General features: G+C 53.3%; 16 protein-coding genes, 1 pseudogene and 1 riboswitch. Of the genes and pseudogenes, 11 read left to right on the plus strand and 6 right to left on the minus strand.

The window, feature by feature from the left end:
- Nucleotides 1-6 precede the first annotated feature (6 nt).
- The 6 genes from ACQ86O_RS07690 (at nucleotide 7) to ACQ86O_RS07715 (ending at nucleotide 5,319) form a co-directional block, all read left to right on the plus strand.
- Nucleotides 7-618 (plus strand): hypothetical protein, encoded by a 612-nt coding sequence (locus ACQ86O_RS07690; protein WP_431224736.1) that lies wholly within the window; start codon nucleotides 7-9, stop codon nucleotides 616-618.
- Between the two features lie 175 nt (nucleotides 619-793).
- Nucleotides 794-1,435 carry a DUF1120 domain-containing protein gene (locus tag ACQ86O_RS07695; RefSeq protein ID WP_431224737.1) on the plus strand — a complete coding sequence of 214 codons (642 nt, stop codon included), beginning with the start codon at nucleotides 794-796 and terminating at the stop codon, nucleotides 1,433-1,435.
- Nucleotides 1,436-1,501: 66 nt separating this feature from the next.
- Nucleotides 1,502-2,152 carry a DUF1120 domain-containing protein gene (locus ACQ86O_RS07700; protein ID WP_431224738.1) on the plus strand — a complete coding sequence of 217 codons (651 nt, stop codon included), beginning with the start codon at nucleotides 1,502-1,504 and terminating at the stop codon, nucleotides 2,150-2,152.
- A 91-nt stretch (nucleotides 2,153-2,243) separates the two neighbouring features.
- Nucleotides 2,244-3,167, plus strand: coding sequence for a fimbria/pilus outer membrane usher protein (locus tag ACQ86O_RS07705; RefSeq protein WP_431224739.1), 924 nt, complete (start codon nucleotides 2,244-2,246; stop codon nucleotides 3,165-3,167).
- A 435-nt stretch (nucleotides 3,168-3,602) separates the two neighbouring features.
- The gene (locus ACQ86O_RS07710; protein ID WP_431224740.1) at nucleotides 3,603-4,586 is read left to right on the plus strand and encodes a fimbria/pilus outer membrane usher protein; all 984 of its coding nucleotides are present in this window, start codon (nucleotides 3,603-3,605) and stop codon (nucleotides 4,584-4,586) included.
- A gap of 46 nt (nucleotides 4,587-4,632) precedes the next feature.
- Nucleotides 4,633-5,319: a fimbria/pilus chaperone family protein gene (locus ACQ86O_RS07715; RefSeq protein WP_431224741.1), complete on the plus strand. Its 687-nt coding sequence runs from the start codon at nucleotides 4,633-4,635 to the stop codon at nucleotides 5,317-5,319.
- A gap of 92 nt (nucleotides 5,320-5,411) precedes the next feature.
- Here ACQ86O_RS07715 and panS read toward each other — a convergent pair whose 3' ends face one another.
- A complete protein-coding gene (gene panS / locus ACQ86O_RS07720) occupies nucleotides 5,412-6,332 on the minus strand; it encodes a ketopantoate/pantoate/pantothenate transporter PanS (RefSeq protein ID WP_431224742.1) in 921 nt (306 codons plus the stop codon).
- A 137-nt stretch (nucleotides 6,333-6,469) separates the two neighbouring features.
- On the minus strand, nucleotides 6,470-7,837 hold the full coding sequence (gene lysC, locus ACQ86O_RS07725) for a lysine-sensitive aspartokinase 3 (protein ID WP_431224743.1): 1,368 nt from the start codon (nucleotides 7,835-7,837) through the stop codon (nucleotides 6,470-6,472).
- 110 nt (nucleotides 7,838-7,947) lie between these two features.
- A riboswitch (Lysine riboswitch) is annotated at nucleotides 7,948-8,140 on the minus strand.
- Nucleotides 8,141-8,498: 358 nt separating this feature from the next.
- On the opposite strand from lysC, the gene pgi reads away from it, so the two are divergent.
- Complete coding sequence (gene pgi / locus ACQ86O_RS07730) at nucleotides 8,499-10,145, plus strand: glucose-6-phosphate isomerase (RefSeq protein WP_431224744.1); 1,647 nt, start codon at nucleotides 8,499-8,501, stop codon at nucleotides 10,143-10,145.
- Nucleotides 10,146-10,202: 57 nt separating this feature from the next.
- On the opposite strand, the gene ACQ86O_RS07735 is transcribed toward pgi, so the two are convergent.
- Nucleotides 10,203-11,636, minus strand: coding sequence for a capsule assembly Wzi family protein (locus ACQ86O_RS07735; RefSeq protein WP_431224745.1), 1,434 nt, complete (start codon nucleotides 11,634-11,636; stop codon nucleotides 10,203-10,205).
- Nucleotides 11,637-11,860: 224 nt separating this feature from the next.
- Here ACQ86O_RS07735 and psiE point away from each other — a divergent pair, with 224 nt between their 5' ends.
- Nucleotides 11,861-12,268, plus strand: coding sequence for a phosphate-starvation-inducible protein PsiE (gene psiE, locus ACQ86O_RS07740; protein ID WP_431224746.1), 408 nt, complete (start codon nucleotides 11,861-11,863; stop codon nucleotides 12,266-12,268).
- A 136-nt stretch (nucleotides 12,269-12,404) separates the two neighbouring features.
- Here psiE and malG read toward each other — a convergent pair whose 3' ends face one another.
- The 3 genes from malG to malE are packed head-to-tail and all read right to left on the minus strand — an operon-like array spanning nucleotide 12,405 to nucleotide 16,176.
- Nucleotides 12,405-13,295 carry a maltose ABC transporter permease MalG gene (gene malG, locus ACQ86O_RS07745; RefSeq protein ID WP_431225677.1) on the minus strand — a complete coding sequence of 297 codons (891 nt, stop codon included), beginning with the start codon at nucleotides 13,293-13,295 and terminating at the stop codon, nucleotides 12,405-12,407.
- A 12-nt stretch (nucleotides 13,296-13,307) separates the two neighbouring features.
- Nucleotides 13,308-15,005, minus strand: a complete 1,698-nt coding sequence (gene malF / locus ACQ86O_RS07750; RefSeq protein WP_431224747.1) for a maltose ABC transporter permease MalF — start codon at nucleotides 15,003-15,005, stop codon at nucleotides 13,308-13,310.
- Complete coding sequence (malE, locus tag ACQ86O_RS07755) at nucleotides 14,980-16,176, minus strand: maltose/maltodextrin ABC transporter substrate-binding protein MalE (RefSeq protein ID WP_431224748.1); 1,197 nt, start codon at nucleotides 16,174-16,176, stop codon at nucleotides 14,980-14,982. The genes malF and malE overlap by 26 nt, the downstream gene beginning before the upstream one ends.
- A gap of 362 nt (nucleotides 16,177-16,538) precedes the next feature.
- Between malE and ACQ86O_RS07760 the strand changes: the two are divergent.
- The 3 genes and pseudogenes from ACQ86O_RS07760 (at nucleotide 16,539) to ACQ86O_RS07770 (ending at nucleotide 19,936) form a co-directional block, all read left to right on the plus strand.
- Nucleotides 16,539-17,503 (plus strand): annotated as a pseudogene (locus tag ACQ86O_RS07760) (alpha-amylase family glycosyl hydrolase).
- Nucleotides 17,496-18,611 (plus strand): maltose/maltodextrin ABC transporter ATP-binding protein MalK, encoded by a 1,116-nt coding sequence (malK, locus tag ACQ86O_RS07765; protein ID WP_431224749.1) that lies wholly within the window; start codon nucleotides 17,496-17,498, stop codon nucleotides 18,609-18,611. Before ACQ86O_RS07760 ends, malK begins: the two are co-directional and overlap by 8 nt.
- Before the next feature lie 29 nt (nucleotides 18,612-18,640).
- Nucleotides 18,641-19,936, plus strand: coding sequence for a maltoporin (locus tag ACQ86O_RS07770; protein ID WP_431224750.1), 1,296 nt, complete (start codon nucleotides 18,641-18,643; stop codon nucleotides 19,934-19,936).
- Nucleotides 19,937-19,959 lie beyond the last annotated feature (23 nt).

Genomic DNA, 19,959 nt, shown 5'->3' on the forward strand with positions numbered 1-19,959 from the left:
GCTCAAATGCTCAAGAAAATAGCCGGAGCAACAATGCTTTTATCAGCAAGTTGTTTGGCAGGAATGTCTCCCGGTGAAGTTAAGGTAGTTGGCGAAATAATATTGCCCCGTTGTGAGGTTATTGCTCCCAATAATGGGGTATATGATTTTGGGAAAATCAAACTGCCAGAAAATTCAAATAGCTTGCCAGCCTTGACGCAATCATGGCGCGTGAAGTGCGACAGTGCGGCGTATATGGACATTATCCCGGAAGATAACCGGAGCCAATCCACCGGCAATCACGGGGCTGGCTACTTTAGCCTTGGTGGTGGACGTGGCTCTCAGTCTATGGGGAATTACCGATTGGGAATAAGCAATGCTCGCATTGACCGGACGGCGGTAGTACCACAAACCGCCGGTCGTCCTATGGCGCGTGCTGGCATCATGTCACTGCTCCCTGGCAAACGCACTCGTTGGGAAATGCCGGCAAACGTAATGATGCGTGCGGGGCCGCAGGCGGGGCGGATTTTCTCCCTGGATATTACGGTTTACCCACAGTTGACTCTTCCTGAAAATGCTGCGACGGAAGCAATGTCACTGGATGGTTCAGCGACGTTGGATTTCACTTTCGGTATATAAATGTCGGTTCGATCCCCTTATTAATCTTTGTTGATGGGACGTAAAATTTTTATTTTTATTACCTCAAGGTAAACCCGTGTGGTAATAAAGTGAAATGGGAGGGATATTACTCTCAGAGCTTGCCTGCGCTCAAGAATGGGGGCGGGTTTTATTCGAAAACTATATGGATATATTTATGAAAAAAACAATTATTTCAGGTGCTGTCATGTCTGTCATGATGCTGAGCATGGGTGCTGCAATGGCGGGAGCTATGTCATCTGAATTATCAGTGAAGGGGAAGATGGCAATACCTTCATGTACGGTTTATTTAAAAGATGGTGGCGTTTTTAATTTGGGTAAAATCTCTCATGGTGTAATCAAGTCTTCCGAAGCTACGCCAATGAGAGAAATCATGGGCTCGCTAAATGTTTTATGCGATGCCGATACCTATCTGAAATTTAGCGCGGTTGATAACCGTGAAGGCACTGCCAGTTCGGCCGGGAGCACGCATTTCGGTCTCGGTAATGTGAACGGCAGGGGTAAATTAGGCTATTACACCATGAAACTGTCGACTGCCAAGGTTGATAGTGCTGAATCCGGGCTCTACAGCACGCAGAAAGGCAACACTTCAACTATCGCATATTCAACTGCCACTATTGATAAAGGCAAGGTAACCGGTTGGGCAGATGACAACAATGCTCAGATTAGCGGCAAATTATTCCAAGCTAATTTGGTCATCGAACCCGTGTTGGCTTCAATAAAGGATATGGCTGGCTCAGTTACGGAAAATACCAAACTGGATGGTTCAGCCACGCTGAACTTCAGTTACGGGCTCTGATTTTTATTACGGATAAATACGCCTCCTGATATTCAGGGAGACGAATATACATAAGGATATATATTGATGAAAAAGAATGTATTGCAATTAACGGCTCTGTCATCGCTACTGTTTTCTGCTGCAACACTGGCGTCAGACATTAGTGCAGAAATCAAGGTTGTTGGTGAAATTTCTACGTCAACCTGTGAAGTGACAATGCAGAATAACGGCGTGTTTGATTTCGGCGAAATCAGACAGTCGCAAGTTTCAGACAGTAAAGTGACCGATCTGAAAACTGTCAGTAATGGCGGTGTACATGTGAAGTGCAGTGCGCCTACTGCGCTGTCATTCATTACCTCAGACAACCGGTCGGGTACCGCGAGCTACGGCGGGTTAGGCCGGAGTTTAGGTCTTGGTAATGTGAACGGGACCGGGAAAATGGGCTTTTACCAATTACATATCAATGACGCGACGGTAGATGGTGAAACTAGCCGGTTATTTACGTCGCTGGATAACGCAACTGTCGGAACAACGGCATATACCGTGCCGATCCAGCTGGGTCAACGCACTGGCTGGGCACCAGCCTCGGGTGCGCAAGAGATGTCTATCGGCAAAGATTTTGCTTTCAATATTACTGCAAATGTTTTCCTGGCATCCAAGAGTGATATGAAAGGTCCCCTCCCTGAAGATGCAAGCCTGGATGGCTCTGCCACCATGGAGTTTGGCTTCGGGTTGTAAATCTGTCTTAAGTTAATTGAGAGGGGGTATCCCCCCTCTGTGTATGTCTTATGTCGACGCAGGTCGGGCAATCAAGGGAATGGAACCGCCCATGAGGCAAAAGGCATCGGTGGCATGGGGGTTGTCGATCCTGCTGATGACGCGTGCAGGGGCGACCGGATTTGATGTGAAAACCCTTGAGCAACTGGGATATAACGCTGATATTGCGGAGTTTTTTTCGACTTCACGGTTTTTACCTGGGGTTCACCAGGTCGAGCTGGAGGTAAATGCTGCGCAACGCTATCAGGAAGAGGTTCGTTTTGGACAGGAAGGGGAGCTGTGCCTGGATGCACGTCTGGCCGAAACGCTGCGTTTGCAACTGACCTCGCCTCTTGGCGACTGTGAACGTATTGGATCCCGTTGGCCACAGGCGCAGATGCGGGTATTTCCTGGCACCTTCCGCGTAGAGCTCACATTGCCGGAAGAGGCTTTTGATCCAGACAAACTGCGTAGTGAGCAGCGTGGGGGCTATGCCGTGATGCTGAATTATGATTTGTACGGCAATAGGATGAAGGGAAGCTATGGCAACCAGCAAACGTGGCAGGCCATGCTGGAGCCTGGTCTGAATATCAGTAACTGGGTGGTTCGTAATCGCGCCAACTACAGTATGAATGAGTTCGGGAGTCAACTGAATGTGTATGAGACCTCTGCAACGCGTGATTTCCCGCAGTGGGGAGCATTGGTACAGCTTGGGGAGTTTAGTGCTGGTGGGGCGTTAAGCGGCGGTTTGCCTATCACCGGTTTGCAACTGTCCAGTGAACGTTTTCAACTTTCTCATGCAACCTTGGTGGTTCCCATACAGGGCAGCGTATCAAGCCAGGCGACGGTGGAAGTCAAACAGCGTGGGCAGGTGATGTACCGTACGCTGCTGCCTGCGGGGCCTTTTACCTTGGACAATCTGGGTCAGGCCGCTACGGGGGTTGAAACTCAGGTCACGGTTACTGATGCCGAGGGGCTCAGCAGCACTTTATTGTGACGCCGGGCTTCGGTGATGAGCAAGGGCGGCAAAGCGGTTATCAGTTCGCCTTGGGGCGCTATCGTACTTATGGTGGGCAGCAAGGTACAGCTTCCCCGCCAGCATTGTTGATGGGAGAAAAAAGGTTCAGTTCAAGCGGCTCCCGGCAGGTTGGCCTGGGGGGATGGCTTCGGCAAAATACCAGCGGCTGGCCTGGCAGGGGAGTTTTGGCAGTGAGCAGGGTAATTGGTTATCCGGGAGTGCCGTGTACGGTCGGGGGCGGCAGCAGGGTGTTCAACTGGATATGCAGGGGCAACTGGCCTTGAGCCGCAACGTTTCGTTATCCCTGTCTGCGCAATATCGCACCTTGGGATACCGGGAAGCGGATGCATCGTTTCACCCGTCTGCGGATGATGCCGAAAATGATTCGGACTCACGGCCGCATTATTCGGGGGGTTGGCTCTGTCCTGGAATACCCCGAAATGGGGAGCGTTTGCCTATAGTCTGTCGCACGAGCGGTATTACTACGACAGCACACAAAGTTTGATGCATACACTGGCCTACGGGAGAAGGCTCGGATCGGCGACGTTGAGTCTGAATTTACAATCCTCGTCCCACGATCGGGCTGCTGTCTATGCTGGGCTGAACTTACCCCTAGGTGGAGGGAGCGTTAGCAGCCGCCTGCAACTGCGCAAAAACAATCAAATGACGCTAGGAAGCAGTTGGCAGGGTACCGTCGCGGGGCCATTAAATGGCTATCTTGATATCGCTCGCGATAGCCACGGTGAGTATCAGACCAGTGGCAACCTGAGTGGCAATACCGCCTACACCCGCTTGTCGCTGGGAGCATCACGCTCCAGCCAGGGGAGCCTCTCGCAGTCTTTGGTCTCTTCGGGGTCGTTGGGCGTAGCCAATAACACCTGGGTAATGTCACCCCAACGGGCGGGCGATACGTTAGTGGTGGTGAGCGTGCCAGGGCAGTCAGGCGCCAGGGTGACTGGCGCGGGTGAGGGTATCACCGATTTTGCCGGTGATGTGTTATTGCCCTCGGCCACACCCTATATGCCGTTAAAGGCACAAATAGATACCTTATCACTACCGTTAAACCTGCGGCTGAACAGCACGGCTCTGGAGCTGGAACTGGCGCGTGGTACCGTGGTGAAAAGGCAATTTCGGGTTACCGAGGTCCGCCAATTATTACTGACCTTGCGGGATGAGCAAGGAGACATCTTACCCACCGGATCATCGGTACATGATGAGAAAGGACGGCTGGTGGGCACCCTGATGGGGGAAGGCAACCTGATGCTGGTGAATGAAGATATTGGCAAAGTTTTGCGCGTGCGTCGCGTCAATAGGAATGAATGCCTGGTGAGTTATGAAGTTCCGGCGGAATTTGACCCGTTGGTATTGTATGAAGAGCGGGATGCTGTCTGCCGTTAGGCCACCCTGGCACAAAATAATCAAGCGTAACGAAATAGGATAAAAGATGAGAAATATAACGTGGTTCATTGGCCAGATTGTCGCCAGTATTTTACTGGTTATGGCGGGAATGCCATCGGCCCTGGCCTCTTTCCAGTTAGAAAGTATGGGAATAGTGCTAGAGGAAAGTACCGGACGGGTAAACTTCAGTATCAAGAACACGACCTCGGAGCCGATGTTGCTGGCAACCAGGGTTGAAGATCTGGATGGCAAGGCGTTTAGCAAGATGGTAATGATTTCGCCGCCGATTTCCCGGATTGATGCCGGGCAGAGTCAGCAGGTGAATTTTGTGCTGAAACAGGGAGCGGTGCTTCCCCACGAAGTGATGCTGAAGGCTTCCTTTGAAGGGGTGGGTCAGGCGGTGGATAACAGCGCACGCATACCAGTACGCCAGAGCATTGGGCTGATTGTGCAACCTAAAGCGGTGGCGGTAAGCCAATCTCCTTGGGAAGACTTGCGCTTTAGCCAGGTAGGGACAACCCTGGTGGTGAAGAATAGCGGATTACATGTGGTACGTCTGGCCCCCCAGCTAACTCTGTTGCCCTCAAAGAAAAATGTGCAGTTGGAGAATTACTATCTGATGTCGGGTGAAGAAAAGAAAGTGGATGTGGTGGGCAAGGTGACATCCGTAACCATTACTCCGCTGGGCCGTTATGGCTTTAAACAGAATGATGTCACGTTACCCGTGAAATAAAGGCACCGCGCCATGCAGGAGTGTCGCTAGCTGGTGGTAAGAGGGGCCCGGCTTTATAACGAGGCTCGGGCACCCTCATTTTTTGGTGGGGTTTAATCCCTTTTCTTGATCGGGCGGCCTGACCAGTAACCTGCCAGCAGTGAGCCGGAGAGGTTGTGCCACACCGAGAACAACGCACCTGGCAGCGCGGCCAGCGGTGAGAAGTAAATCTTGCCCAGCGTTGCCGCCAGCCCGGAGTTTTGCATACCGACCTCAATGGCCAGCGTGCGGCAGGTGGATTCGTCAAAGCCAAACAGCTTGCCTCCCCAATAGCCGCTCAGCAGTCCGATGCCGTTATGCAGGATCACCGCAATGATCACGACAAAGCCTACCGAGGCAATATGGCTCTGGCTACCCGCAACCACCGCACTGATGATTGCCACAATACACACCATCGACAAGGCTGGCAGACAAGGCTCAACCCGCTTGACGGTTTTGGTGAAACTGTGGTGGACGATCAGGCCCAGCCCAATCGGGATCACCACGATCTGCAGAATGCTTAATAACATCCCCATGATATCCACGCTGATCTCGGCATCGACATACAGCCGGGTCAGCAATGGGGTGGCAAAAACGCCTACCAGTGTAGAAACGGCCGAAATGGTCACCGACAGGGCGACATCACCTTTCGCCAGATAGATCATCACGTTGGAGGCCGTGCCACTGGCTACGCTGCCCACCAGCACCATACCGGCGGAGAGATCCGGCGGCATACGGAACAGCATCGCCAGCAGCCAGGCGGCCAGCGGCATAATCAGGTAATGCAGGAAGATCCCCGCAGCTACCGGGCCGGGGCGCGACAGCACGCGTCTGAAGTCATCCAGGCGCAGGGTGACGCCCATGGCAAACATGATCAACATCAGCAGTATGCTGACGTAGGGGCTGAGACCAGTAAAAGTCGAGGGGGTGTAGTAGGCCGCAATGGAAAGCAACACGGCCCATAAGGGGAATAAACGTGTGATTTTTGCCAGCATGAGAGGGGTTATCCTTTGCCTGAATTGAACGGGAGGGTAGCGGTGTGCGTTGTTATGGGCCCAGTGGGCTGAGCCTCTATGGATTATGAACAGGTTTCTGCTTGTCAGGCGCGACAGCAAAGCCGCGCCTTTGGGGATCATTCAAACAGATTGTGATGCAGCGTTTGAACCACACGCTCTGCATCATCGCCCGGTACCAGGAAGCACAGATTATAGCTGCTGGCACCGTAACAGATCATGCGGATATTGAACGGGTCCAGCACGCCGAACACCTCTTTACCGACGCCACAGGCCTGAGAAAGTTTGTTGCCGATCAGGGCGACCAGCGCCAGATTCTCTTCCACTTCCACCCGACACAGCGAAGAAAGCTCGGTCAATAACGATGTGGTCAGCAGGCTGCCGCCGGTAGTGGTGGAACCGGTGGTGTCCATGGTCAAGGCAACGCTGACTTCAGAGGTAGTGATCAGGTCTACCGAGATATTATGGCGGGCCAGAATACTGAACACCTCGGCCAGGAAGCCGCGTGCGTGCAACATATTCAGGCTGTGCAGCGTCAGCAGGGTTTGCTTGCGGCGCAAGGCCAGTGCACGGAACAGCGGTGGGTTTTCTGTGGTATTGCATACCAGCGTGCCGCCAGCGGCGGGATCTTTACTTGAGCCGACAAAGACCGGGATATCGCTGCGTACCGCAGGCAGCAACGTGGCAGGATGGAGCACTTTCGCGCCGAAGGTCGCCATTTCCGCCGCTTCTTCAAAGGCGATTTTATCAATGCGTTTGGCGGCAGGAACTATGCGTGGATCGGTGGTGTAGATACCTGGCACGTCTGTCCAGATATCCACGCGGCTGACGCTTAGCGCCTCACCCAGCAGGGCGGCGGTATAGTCGCTGCCGCCACGTCCCAACGTGGTAGTACGGCCTTTGGGTTCACTGCCGATAAAGCCCTGGGTGATCACCAGGGCTTCCTGCAGGCGCGGTTTTAACAGCGTCAGGGTCAGTTCTGTCAGTGCAGCGTTATCCGGCGCGGCACGGCCGAAATGGTCATCGGTGCGCATCACTTTGCGTACGTCGAACCACTCTGCCTGCACCTTACGGTCACGCAGAATTTCCACAAACAGCAGGGTGGACATCAGTTCGCCGTGGCTCACCAGTTCGTCGGTGAGCGCGTTGGAGGTTGCCAGAGCCGCGGCCTCTGACAGCATGCTGATATTCTCCAGCATGCGGTCGATTTCATCACGGATCACCGCCGGGTTCTCCAGGTGATCAAGGATGGCATACTGAATACGGCGAATTTCGTCGAGCTGATGGAGGCGTTTTTCGGCTTCGCAGCCTTCGGCCAGCGCTACCAGTAGATTGGTGATCCCGGCTGAGGCGGAGAGAACCACCAGACGCACATTGGGATTGGAAAGTACCACGTCGGCACTGCGGTTCATCGCCTCAAAATCGGCCACGCTGGTGCCGCCGAATTTTGCCACTACGATTGAGTTCAGGGGTGCTGCTTGATTCATGTAAAACCTCGTGTCAGGGATACCATTTCAACATGGCATTTTATTTCCATAGCCTTGGCACAAGGGAAGAGCGGTAAACAGGGGGCAGGCGTAGAGGTTAAGACTACGATACACCCAGAAGCGCCCCACCTTGCTGACCGTCCTTGCGGGACAGTCCATGGTGACAACCCAAGGGATTCAGCCCCTGTAGCCGATATGATGATTGCCGCTTTCATCACACCTCGGCGTCGCTCCCCTCCAGTGCCATCTTCGGATCTCGGCTCCTCTGACACTTTACCTGGGCGACGCGCCTCTTCTGGCTTGCACACCAGGTGCGCAAGTAGGATGTTAGGAATAACGGGTTTACGTGCCGCTGTCAACGGGCAGTCGTTGAGGGATTTTCATCTTGCCGATGCTCCATCCTTGTACAGAGCTTGCCATGGCTCAATTGGCTGCAAACTGCCGCCTTGCGGCGGGCATAAAAAGAGTTTTTTTCAGAGTTGTGCCGTGGTGATAACAGTCTGTTAGCTGATTTACAGGGAGTTTGTTGTGGAAAGGTAAAAACGCAACGTCAGGGTTTGAGAGTTAACGTCTATCGCAAGAAAAGAGATCATAATCACAGCCTAACAGGCTACAATCGGTCCATCACGTCACATTTATCCTCAAGCATAAGAGCGCTGCTATGAAAAATATCAATCCTAGTCAAACCGCTGCTTGGCAAGCCCTGCAGCAACACTTTGAACAAATGAAAGACGTCCAGATCCGCGATCTGTTTGCTCAGGATAGCGAGCGTTTCTCCAGGTTCTCTGCCACTTTCAACGATCAGATGCTGGTGGATTACTCTAAAAACCGCATCACCGCAGAAACCCTGGAGAAGCTACAGGCACTGGCGAAAGAAACCGACCTGCCAAGTGCAATCAAATCGATGTTTGCCGGTGAGAAAATCAACCGCACTGAAGATCGCGCCGTGTTGCACGTCGCGTTGCGTAACCGCAGCAACACGCCAATTATCGTCGATGGCAAGGACGTGATGCCGGAAGTGAATGCGGTATTAGCGAAGATGAAACAGTTCTGTGACCGCGTGATTGGCGGTGACTGGAAAGGTTATACCGGCAAACCGATTACCGACGTGGTCAACATCGGTATCGGTGGCTCGGATCTTGGCCCGTATATGGCCACTGAGGCGTTACGCCCATATAAAAACCACCTGAACATGCACTTTGTTTCCAACGTGGACGGCACCCATATCGCCGAAACGTTAAAACCGCTGGACCCGGCGACTACGCTGTTCCTGGTGGCGTCTAAAACTTTCACCACCCAGGAAACCATGACCAACGCCCTGAGTGCGCGTGACTGGTTCCTGAACACCGCTGGCGATCAAAAACACGTAGCTAAACATTTTGCTGCGCTGTCTACCAACGGCAAAGCGGTGGCCGAGTTCGGTATCGATACCGACAATATGTTCGAATTCTGGGATTGGGTGGGTGGCCGTTACTCTCTGTGGTCCGCCATCGGTCTGTCTATCGCGCTGTCGCTGGGCTTTGAAAACTTCGAGCAGTTGCTGAGTGGTGCGCATGAGATGGACAAGCACTTCGCACAGACCCCTGCGGAGAAAAACCTGCCGGTGTTGCTGGCGCTGATCGGTATCTGGTACAACAACTTCTTTGGCGCAGAGACCGAAGCGATCCTGCCATACGACCAGTATATGCACCGCTTTGCCGCTTACTTCCAGCAGGGCAACATGGAATCTAACGGCAAATACGTTGACCGTAACGGCAACCCGGTGGATTACCAGACAGGCCCGATTATCTGGGGTGAACCAGGCACTAACGGCCAGCATGCGTTCTATCAGTTGATCCATCAGGGCACCAAGCTGGTTCCTTGCGATTTTATTGCGCCGGCCATCAGCCATAACCCATTGAGCGATCATCACGCCAAACTGCTGTCGAACTTCTTTGCGCAGACCGAAGCGCTGGCGTTTGGTAAATCGCTGGAAGTGGTAGAGGAAGAGTTCGCCGCACAGGGTAAAAAGCCGGAAGAGGTTAAGCACGTTGCCCCATTTAAAGTGTTTGAAGGCAACCGCCCAACCAACTCCATCCTGCTGCGTGAGATCACGCCGTTCAGCCTGGGTAGCCTGATTGCGCTGTATGAGCACAAAATCTTCACCCAGGGCGCGATCCTCAACATCTTCACCTTTGACCAATGGGGCGTAGAGCTGGGCAAACAACTGGCGAACCGTATCCTGCCGGAACTGGCGGGTAAAGAGGCGGTAACCAGCCACGACACTTCAACCAACGGCCTGATCAATCGCTTTAAAGCCTGGCGTTAAGCTGTTCTGAAGCCAATAAAAAACCCGCCTCGGCGGGTTTTTTGATTTCCGTGGGCATCACAGATTAATCGGCACTTCCATACTGACACCGGCACCCACGTCATCGGCGGTGCTGTGGTTGTTATCGGTGTACCACAGGCTGGTATCAAACTTCACCTGGTGCGGGAAGGTATAGCCCCAGCCCAACTGAATGCCTTTCAGCGTGTCGGATTTCGGGAACGCCTGGTTGATGCTCTGGCTGTTTGGATTGACCTTGGCATAGACCAAACGGGTGCTCCAGCGTTGGTTATCGTCCAGCACCAGCTCTACGCGGCCAGACAGCATCTGGCCGTCACCGCCCATGGCGTGGCCCAGAGGGTAACCCTGCTGGTAGTAGCCGTCTTTGTAGATGTAATGGGTATACATTACATTATTCGCTTTGCCGTTCGAGCGCGTATCTGTCCCTTCAATATGCCAGTTAATGATGGTCGGACCCCATTCTGGATGGCCTTCTAACCCAACCAGATATGCGTTGTGGGATGGCAACATCCCCGCTTCATCTTCACCGGTAATCTGACCATAAAGGCTAACAGGCATACCAATTAGAGGCTGGAGCTTAAGTTTAAAATCAAAGCCCCCAAGCTGGTTACCAGGGTCATTATATCTGTCGCCAGTATTATCATTACCGACAAAGGCATCCCAGAAGGAGTGCCAAGATTGTGGACGCCCTTCGCCACCCCACATAATGACACGAGATGCACCCAGCTCAAGGAAATTGGTTGGCATCATAGTAAAGCGCCCGCCAAACAGTTTGGTGTCTGGAACTGCGGTATATTGTGACAGTTGGCCAGCGGTGATCTGGTACTGCCAGCGGCCAATCCAGGACAGCCAGGGTGTTTCAAACGGCGATTGATCGGCACGTTGCAGCATAAAACCAGCTACTGGGCGGGCGGCGTCGGAGCGGATCAGACTACCGTCATAACCAGGGCCCCACCATTGGGAGACTTCACCAAATGACAGCCATTGGTTCCACACTTTGATCGCACCGTAAGAACCATTCAAATTGAACTTGGAACCATCGGTGATGCGCTGATCGCCTTCTACAGAACCTTGCAGGCGCACATCCCAGAATTCACCGTTAGCACCTGCTCCGATGGTCAGGCTGCTATCGGCATACTGGTTTTGACCAAAGCCTTGTGGCGTACCTGGCTTGTCGGTGGCGGCATAGCCGCTCACGCGGATATTGGCTTTCAAATCACCAACGCGGCGTTGTACGCGGTCGATGATGTTCTTTTCGGTATTGGTCACTGGTTTGGCCTGGGCCAATACCGAATTGATCTCTTCCTGGCTCAGTGGCCAGGTAGACAAGCTGACGTTAATCACACCACGATCGGATAGCCAGGCGAGATCATTACGTAAATCATTATCAGGAGTGACCAGTCCGCCGGCATAACTGGCGAACGAACAGGTGAAAAGGCCTGCTGCTACCAGTGCGTGAAGTTTAGCTTGCATGAAAGTTCCTTTCTTAATGACTGGAATTTATAGGCATTGTGCCAGAATCTGCCCCCATGATAGAGGACATTTCAATTTGCTACAAATATATACAAGCGTAACGAATTTCTTCAACAACTTGAAAGTAAAGGGATTAATTCAGGGAAATAGAACTGGGGCAACTTTAGGATAAAGCTTATTATAAATCATCTAAAATTATATGTGATTGATTGATAGGAGTTCTCATGGCAAAAACGTCACGCTCATTGATGATAGCGAAAGGGTTACAGCGGGTTCTGAACGTGGGTTTGCTATTGCTGGCTGCGATTCTGGTGGTTTTTTTAATCAAGGAAACTTTCCATCTGGCGAAGGTATTATTTGTTAGCAATGAGGAATCTTCTTCATATCAACTGATAGAGGGAATTGTGATCTATTTTCTCTACTTCGAATTTATCGCCCTGATAGTCAAGTATTTTGAGTCGGGATATCACTTTCCACTGCGTTATTTTATCTATATTGGGATCACCGCGATTATTCGCCTGATCATCGTTGATCATGAGAATCCTTTCGATACGCTGATTTATTCCGGGGCGATATTGGTATTGGTTATCACTTTGTACCTGGCCAATACCGATCGGTTGAAGCGAGAATAAAGCATAAAAATGGCGGCCCGCGCAGGCCGCCAAAGACACAGGTATCGATCAGAGAGAAACCAAGTACATCAAACGTATTGCAGTGGCCTAAACGAAAACCTTACGCTCAGCGGGCCCAGGCGAGCCCGGCACATAATTAACCTTTCACTCCACCGGCGGTCAACCCCCCCACCAACCAGCGCTGCGCCAGCAGGAATACCGCGGTGATCGGGATGGCGGACAGTACGGCGGCGGCGGCAAAGTCACCCCACAGGTAGTTTTGTGGATTCAGATATTGCTGCATCCCCACTGCCAGGGTGTAGCTGTTCACGTCACGCAGCAGCAATGAGGCCACCGGCACTTCGGTGATCGCCGCGATAAACGACAGAATAAACACTACCGCCAATATCGGCACCGAGAGCGGCAGCAACACCAGGCGGAACGCTTGCCATGGCGTAGCTCCGTCCAGCGCGGCGGCTTCTTCCAGCGAGTTATCGATGGTTTCGAAGTAGCCTTTTATTGTCCAGACATGCAGTGCAATGCCGCCCATATAGGCAAAAATAACGCCGCCATGAGTATTCAAGCCGATAAATGGAATGTATTGTCCCAGGCGATCGAACAACGCATACAACGCCACCAAAGACAGCACCGCCGGGAACATCTGGAAGATCAGCATGCTTTTCAACAAAGTGCTCTTACCGCGAAAGCGCATGCGGGCAAACGCATAGGCACACGTGGTGGAGAGCGTCACAATGCCCACGGCGGTGATCGCCGCAACCTTAATTGAGTTCCATAACCATAGCAGCACCGGAAAAGGCGGTGGGGTAACGCTGCCGTCTGCGTGAGTGACGCTCATCCCCAGCGCCAGCCGCCAGTGATCCCAGGAGATCTGATCCGGGATCAGGCTACCGGTAGCAAAGTTACCGGAGCGCAGGGAGATCGCCACTACCATCAGCAATGGGAACATAATCAGGGCGATAAAACTCAACATCAGAATATGGGTGATCCACAGGCGTACGCGCTGGGATTTGGGTTGCACCATGGCCATCATCGTTCTCCCTTAGTCAAAGTTCATCTTGCTGGCTTTCAGGTTCAAGATCGCCAGTGCGCCTACTAACAGGAAGATCAGCGTGGCAATGGCTGCCGCCAGCCCGAAGTCCTGGCCACCGCCGCCTTCAAAGGCGATGCGGTAGGTATAGCTCACCAACAGGTCGGTATAACCGGCCGGTGTGGTGGTGCCAATCATGTCCGGCCCACCGCGGGTCAGCAGTTGGATCAACACGAAGTTGTTAAAGTTGAAGGCAAAACTGGCAATCATCAACGGTGTTAACGGCTTGATCAGCAGTGGGAAGGTGATGCGGAAGAAGTTCTGCATCGGGCTGGCTCCGTCCATCGCCGAGGCTTCGTACAGATCGTCGGGGATCGCTTTGAGCAGGCCCATGCACAGGATCATCATGTACGGATACCCCAGCCAGGTGTTAACGATCAGGATCATGCTTTTGGCGGTGATGGGATCGGTGAACCAGGCTGGTTTAATGCCAAATAGTGCGCTGAGCATCAGGTTGATCTCACCGAAGCTCTGGTTGAACAGCCCTTTGAAAATCAAAATGGAGATAAACGAAGGCACGGCATAGGGCAGGATCAGCAGCACCCGATACACCGCTTTACCTTTCAACGCCTCCCATTGCACCACGCAGGCCAGCACCATACCAACGGCGACGGTGAGGATCACGGTCATCACCGAGAAAATAATGGTCCAGATAAAGATGGAGACGAATGGTTTCTGGATACCTTCATCGTTCAGCACGCGTAAGAAGTTTTTCCAACCGATGGTGACGGTGAAGCCAGGGCTGAGGGTGTCGGTAGCCCAATTGCCTTCAGCATTGATGGCCTGATAAAAACCGGTGTCTGAGTTGGGGCGGTATTGCACCTGGGTCCGGTTATCCACCAGCGTTTTACCATCTTCGGCAAGCCGGTATAACGGGCTGGTGCCGGAGAACTGGCGCAGAGAGCTCATGCGTAGCTCGCCGCCCTCTGGCAAGGTGGCGACAATCTGGCTCAGGGCCTGGCGGTTCTGGGTGATCACCCTTAACGTCGCACGCTCCCCGGCAGGTTCAGCGCTTTCCACCGCCAGTTTCAGCGTTTGCGATTCACTGCTGTTGAGGCTGAACGGTGTGGAAATCAGCAATTGGCCGGTGTCCGGGTGGGTTAACTGCAGGCGCCACTGTTGGTTTTCTGCCGGATACAGACCGAAGGTAAAGGTCTTGCCAGCCTGGAACTGGCGCTGCATCAGCACCGATTGTGCACGTTCAAAAGTCAGTTGGTTGGTGCTGCTGTAGTTGGTAAAGGCGATAGCGATGGTGCAAATCAGCGGGAACAGGACGAATAGCCCCATACCGGCGACACCAGGATAGACATAGCGCCAGGCATAAGCGCGGCGGTTGGCGAACACATAGAGCCCGGCACTGACCAATACCAGCGTCAAAATGGCAAACAGATATTCTCCCTGTGCATACATCAACACAATCAGATAGCAGGTAAACAGACTGAACAGGCCGACGACCAGCCATTTCAGTATGTCACTTTGCCACCACTTCGATTTTTTCGCGCGGCGGAACCGGCGTGAGCTAATTGCATAGGGTGTTCCTTTCAGGGGTATTACCGCGGGATGCCGACTGCATCCCGCACAGCAGGGCAAAAGCGGGCTGGGTAGCCCGCGCATTGCCCGGGTATTACTTGGTGATACGGGTATGAGCATCTTCCAGGGCGGCTTTCACCGTCTGGCGGCCAGTAATGGCGTTGATCACGGCGCTACGCATCGCATACCAGAAGGTACTCATCTGCGGGATATTTGGCATGATTTCGCCGTTTTGCGAGTTCTGCATGGTGGCGGCAATCTTCGGATCTTTCGCCAGTTGTTCCTGGAACGATTTCAGCGCGACGGCACCCAAAGGTTTGTCTTTGTTAACATCAGCCAGGCCTTGATCGGTCAGCAGGTAGTTTTCCAGGAACTCGGTCGCCAGTTCTTTGTTCGGGCTGGCGGCGTTGATACCGGCAGTCAGAACACCCACGAAAGGCCTGGAAGGTTTACCCTGGAAGGTTGGCAACAGCGTAACGCCATAATTGATTTTGCTTTGCTCGATGTTGGTCCAGGCCCATGGGCCGTTGATGGTCATCGCCGTCTGGCCTTTGTTGAAGGCGGCTTCCGCAATGGAATAATCGGTATCGGCGTTGATGTGCTTGTTCTTAACCAGATCGACAATGAACTGCAGGCCAGCCTGTGAACCGGCATTCGCTACACCCACGTCTTTGACGTTGTATTTGCCATCTTCGAACTTGAAGGCATAACCGCCATTGGCGGCGATAATTGGCCAGGTGAAGTACGGCTCTTGCAGGTTCCACATGATGGCACTCTTGCCTTTGGCCCGCAGTTCTTTATCCAGTGCCGGGATCTCTTCCCAAGTCTTTGGCGCGTCTTTGATCAGGTCTTTGTTATAAATCAGCGACAGGGCCTCAACCGCGATCGGGTAGCCGATCAGCTTGCCGTCAAAGCGTACTGCATCCCAGGTGAAGGGGTAAATTTTTTCCTGGAAAGCTTGGGAAGGATGGATTTCTGCCAGCAGGCCAGATTGTGCATAACCGCCGAAACGGTCGTGAGCCCAGAAGATGATATCCGGGCCATCACCGGTGGCAGCAACCTGCGGGAACTTCTCTTCCAGCTTGTCCGGGTGTTCGATGGTCACTTTAATGCCGGTGTCTTTCTCAAACTTTTTACCCACCTCGGCCAGGCCGTTATAGCCTTTATCCCCGTTGATCCAGATAACCAGTTTGCCTTCTTCTATTTTGGCGAAGGCAGAGGAGGAGAGCACCAGCGTTGCTAATGTTGAAAGCGCAAGCCGGCGTACGGTTGTTGTCATTCTGCGATTCATAATCCAATCCTTCTGTGGGCACTGCGGTAAGGAGAGCGGTTTCGCGCTCATAGTGGGTCACAACCTGATACATTCTCATCCTCCCCCTCTCTACGCCCCTGCCCTGAGTAGTGTGATCCAGCTAGCAAAGTGCCCTATTCTGTGGCGTCAGCCACAAAAAGGGGGGCTATTTTTGCAAGTAAGATCACAGATTTGACTTATGCAGGGAACTTTCGCCGGGTACCGTCGTTCTCTCATCCTCCCATCTCCTCCCCCATGAAAAATCCTGTTACGGATGATTACCCCTTCCTGGCATTACCTCACTATCGGCAACATTGATTTTTCTCCGTCAAGAGCTTCAGGAACCTGGATTTATGTTGCCGATGCGTACCGCCACTCACCCAACATTGTACCGGATCCATCCGGTCAGTTTCCGCGATGGAAACGGCGATGGTGTGGGTGATGTGCAGGGCATGATGGCGGCATTGCCGTATCTGAAAACGCTGACTGTGGATGGCCTGCTGTTACCACAGGCGTTGTCACCGGAAACTGGGGCGGAATTGGCTGGCCACGGGTTGGCGCTTTGGCACGGTGAAGGGACTAACCGTATCTGCCGTAGTGCCGCGCCGGGGCAGCACTATGCACGCAGTGCGCTGGCGCTGGAGGTGGTGCCATTCAGTACAGAGAAGCTGGTGGCGGTATTGAATGCTCATCGCAGCCGGTTGGCTGAAAACGTCTGGAGCACCGGGGAGGCCGATCAGCCAAGGGTCGTCAGCCGCTGGGGGCAGGGTGACCTGCGATCTGCCCAGGCCTATTTGACCCTGTTGGCGCTGCTGCCTGCACCGATCTGCCTGTTCCAGGGCGAAGAACTGGGGCTACCCCATGCCGCGAGCCTGCAGGAACCCCGTGGCGCGCAAACGCCGATGCCTTGGCATGAAGCACCGGAACAGGTCACCGCCGGGGAAATCCACTGGTATCAGCAGGTAGCTATTGAACATCGCGCTTTGGCTATCAGCCGCCAACAGCACGACAGCAATTCAACCTTACGTTACTGCCAAGCCCTGCTTGCCCTGCGCCAGTTATCGGTGATCCAGAACGGGGAATTGAGCCTGGTCAGCCAGGAAAATGGCGTGCTTCGCTTACTTATTACTCATCAGGATCAATGCCTTGAAGCTCTTATTAACCTGCAGCCTTATACTCAGCCGGCCGCGCCGTCTGAGGCGACCACTCCTTTGGCATGGCAGTACGGCGCGCAGCAAGAGGGTCATCAATGGGCATTGGCGGGTTTTGCATCCGCCATTTTTACACGGAATATTGACTGCGAAAGCAGGGAGTAACGCATGGCTAGCGTCACACTGCACAGCGTTTATAAGGCCTTTGGCGAGGTTGTGATTTCAAAAGACGTCAATCTGACTATCGATGACGGTGAGTTCGTGGTGTTTGTCGGGCCATCAGGCTGCGGCAAGTCGACGCTGCTGCGTATGATTGCCGGGCTGGAGGATATTACCTCCGGCGATCTGTTTATCGGTGAAAAACGCATGAATGAAGTGCCGCCATCTGAGCGCGGCATTGGCATGGTATTCCAGTCTTATGCGCTGTACCCGCATCTGTCCGTGGCAGACAACATGTCATTCGGTCTTAAGCTGGCCGGGGCCAAGAAAGCGGAAATCACCCAGCGTGTCAACCAGGTTTCAGAAGTGCTGCAACTGGCGCATTTACTGGATCGTCGCCCGAAAGCCCTGTCCGGCGGGCAGCGCCAACGTGTGGCGATTGGCCGTACGCTGGTGGCGGAGCCTGATGTATTCCTGCTGGATGAACCACTTTCCAACCTGGATGCCGCGCTGCGCGTGCAGATGCGCATTGAGATCTCACGCCTGCATAAACGTCTGCAGCGCACCATGATTTACGTCACCCATGATCAGGTCGAAGCGATGACGCTGGCCGACAAAATCGTGGTGCTGGACGCTGGGCGCGTTGCCCAGATCGGCAAGCCGCTGGAGCTGTACCACTATCCAGCCAACCGTTTTGTCGCAGGTTTTATCGGCTCACCAAAAATGAATTTCCTGCCGGTGAAAGTCACCGGTGTGGAACCTCAACGCGTGCAGGTTGAACTGCCGATGCCCAATAGCCAACTGGTGTGGCTGCCTGTTGAAGGCCAGGGCATTGAGGTTGGGGCCAATCTATCGTTGGGCATCCGCCCAGAACATCTGTTACCGAGCTCCGAATCAGAAGTGGCATTGATGGGCGAGGTTCAGGTGGTGGAGCAACTCGGTAACGAGACGCAAATCCACATCCAAATCCCGGCAATTCGTCAAAACCTGGTTTACCGCCAGAACGACGTGGTGCTGGTAGAAGAAGGTGCAACATTCGCAATCGGCCTGCCGCCGCACCGCTGTCATCTGTTCCGCGAGGACGGTACGGCGTGCAAACGGCTGCATCTGGAACCGGGCGTTTAAAGCATCAAGGTCTGTATAACTGGAGAATAATGATGACTACTCTGCGCAAACTTCCTCTGACACTGGCTGTCGCCGCCGGTGTCTTATCATCACAAGCCATGGCGGTAGATTTCCACGGCTATGCGCGTTCCGGTATCGGTTGGACCGGGAGCGGCGGTGAACAACAATGTTTCCAGACTACCGGTGCCAGCAGCAAATACCGTCTCGGTAACGAATGTGAAACCTATGCTGAAATCAAACTGGGCCAGGAAGTGTGGAAAGAGGGCGATAAGAGCTTCTATTTCGACACTAACGTGGCTTATTCCGTCTCACAGCAGAATGACTGGGAGTCTACCAGCCCGGCCTTCCGTGAAGCGAACGTGCAGGGTAAAAACCTGATTGACGCATTGCCAGGTGCCAACATGTGGGCCGGTAAACGTTTCTACCAGCGCCATGACGTCCATATGATCGACTTCTACTACTGGGATATCTCTGGCCCAGGTGCCGGTCTGGAAAATATCGATCTGGGCTTCGGTAAGCTGTCTGCTGCCGTGACCCGTAACACCGAATCCGGTGGTTCTTTAGGCTATATCGATAACCAACGTGATGAGCGTCCAACCGTCAACGATACCTACGACTTGCGTTTGGCGGGTCTTGAGCTGAACCCAGGCGGTACGTTGGAACTGGGTGTGGATTATGGCCGTGCCAATGAGCAAGATGGCTACCACCTGGCCGACGGGGCAAGCAAAGACGGTTGGCTGTTTACTGCGGAACATACTCAAAGCATCCTGAACGGCTATAACAAATTTACTGTGCAATATGCCACCGACTCCATGACCGCTCAAAATAACGGTCGTAGCCAGGGCTCTACCATTGATGACAACGGCAAGATGATCCGCGTGTTGGATCACGGCGCCATCGACTTCAATGACGATTGGGCATTGATGTACGTTGCCATGTATCAGGATATCAACCGCGACAATGACAACGGCACCACCTGGTACACCGTGGGCATACGTCCGATGTACAAATGGACGCCAATCATGAGTACCTTGTTGGAAGCCGGTTATGACAACGTGAAATCCCAGCGTACCGGCGATCGCAACGGCCAATATAAAGTCACTCTGGCGCAACAGTGGCAGGCGGGTAACAGCATCTGGTCACGTCCGGCTATCCGTGTCTTCGCTACCTACGCCAACTGGGACGAGAAGTGGGGTTATGCCAACAACGATTCTGGCGTCGGTTATAACGCAGGTACTGCCTATAACGACACCAGCACGCATACCTTCAGCCGTGGTAAAGACAGCGAAGTTACCTTCGGTGCCCAGATGGAAATCTGGTGGTAATAAAAGCATGACGGGAAGGCGCC

The sequence above is a fragment of the Serratia sp. L9 genome (assembly GCF_050632285.1).
Classification (GTDB): Bacteria; Pseudomonadota; Gammaproteobacteria; order Enterobacterales; family Enterobacteriaceae; genus Chania.

Excerpts from the sequence above, each read along its gene's own strand:
- ACQ86O_RS07690 (WP_431224736.1), top strand. The coding sequence starts at position 7 with ATGCTCAAGAAAATAGCCGGAGCAACAATGCTTTTATCAGCAAGTTGT.
- ACQ86O_RS07695 (WP_431224737.1), top strand. The coding sequence starts at position 794 with ATGAAAAAAACAATTATTTCAGGTGCTGTCATGTCTGTCATGATGCTG.
- ACQ86O_RS07700 (WP_431224738.1), top strand. The coding sequence starts at position 1,502 with ATGAAAAAGAATGTATTGCAATTAACGGCTCTGTCATCGCTACTGTTT.
- ACQ86O_RS07705 (WP_431224739.1), top strand. The coding sequence starts at position 2,244 with ATGAGGCAAAAGGCATCGGTGGCATGGGGGTTGTCGATCCTGCTGATG.
- ACQ86O_RS07715 (WP_431224741.1), top strand. The coding sequence starts at position 4,633 with ATGAGAAATATAACGTGGTTCATTGGCCAGATTGTCGCCAGTATTTTA.
- panS (WP_431224742.1), bottom strand. The coding sequence starts at position 6,332 with ATGCTGGCAAAAATCACACGTTTATTCCCCTTATGGGCCGTGTTGCTT.
- lysC (WP_431224743.1), bottom strand. The coding sequence starts at position 7,837 with ATGAATCAAGCAGCACCCCTGAACTCAATCGTAGTGGCAAAATTCGGC.
- pgi (WP_431224744.1), top strand. The coding sequence starts at position 8,499 with ATGAAAAATATCAATCCTAGTCAAACCGCTGCTTGGCAAGCCCTGCAG.
- ACQ86O_RS07735 (WP_431224745.1), bottom strand. The coding sequence starts at position 11,636 with ATGCAAGCTAAACTTCACGCACTGGTAGCAGCAGGCCTTTTCACCTGT.
- psiE (WP_431224746.1), top strand. The coding sequence starts at position 11,861 with ATGGCAAAAACGTCACGCTCATTGATGATAGCGAAAGGGTTACAGCGG.
- malG (WP_431225677.1), bottom strand. The coding sequence starts at position 13,295 with ATGGCCATGGTGCAACCCAAATCCCAGCGCGTACGCCTGTGGATCACC.
- malF (WP_431224747.1), bottom strand. The coding sequence starts at position 15,005 with ATGCTCATACCCGTATCACCAAGTAATACCCGGGCAATGCGCGGGCTA.
- malE (WP_431224748.1), bottom strand. The coding sequence starts at position 16,176 with ATGAATCGCAGAATGACAACAACCGTACGCCGGCTTGCGCTTTCAACA.
- malK (WP_431224749.1), top strand. The coding sequence starts at position 17,496 with ATGGCTAGCGTCACACTGCACAGCGTTTATAAGGCCTTTGGCGAGGTT.
- ACQ86O_RS07770 (WP_431224750.1), top strand. The coding sequence starts at position 18,641 with ATGATGACTACTCTGCGCAAACTTCCTCTGACACTGGCTGTCGCCGCC.